1 protein-coding gene is annotated in these 312 nt (G+C 54.5%); it reads right to left on the bottom strand.

Annotation, left to right across the window (positions count from 1 at the left end; all coding sequences use genetic code 11):
• Nucleotides 1-252, bottom strand: a 252-nt coding sequence (locus tag EII26_RS13010) for a helix-turn-helix domain-containing protein (RefSeq protein ID WP_233572766.1), incomplete at its 3' end; no start/stop codon positions are given.
• Nucleotides 253-312: the final 60 nt, after the last annotated feature.

Below are 312 nucleotides of genomic sequence, written 5' to 3'. Positions count from 1 at the left end.
ACTTGTGCCCTTATATTCTGACTGAGCCCGTTCTGTGACGATATTTTTAACTTCCTCTTTCAGAGCGTGGGCGGGCTTTCGCCCCGTGTTGCCGTGCCTCAGGGCGTCATATCCCTTACGGATAAAATCCCGTTTCAGCCTCTGAACCTGACGGACGCTCAGTTCCAAAGACCGGGCCGCTTCCCTGTTCGTCATCCTGCCGTCCCGAAGACATTCCAGGACGAATACCTTGCGCGCTTGCTTGACGGGCAATTTCAAGTCACCTGAATTCCTCATGCCTCCATTATCCAAGAGGCTCCTGTCCTGAGGGGG

Source organism: Fretibacterium sp. OH1220_COT-178, from assembly GCF_003860125.1.
Classification (GTDB): domain Bacteria; phylum Synergistota; class Synergistia; order Synergistales; family Aminobacteriaceae; genus CAJPSE01.
Note: the sequence above shows the minus strand (reverse complement) of the source record. Positions and strands in the feature narration are given on the sequence as shown.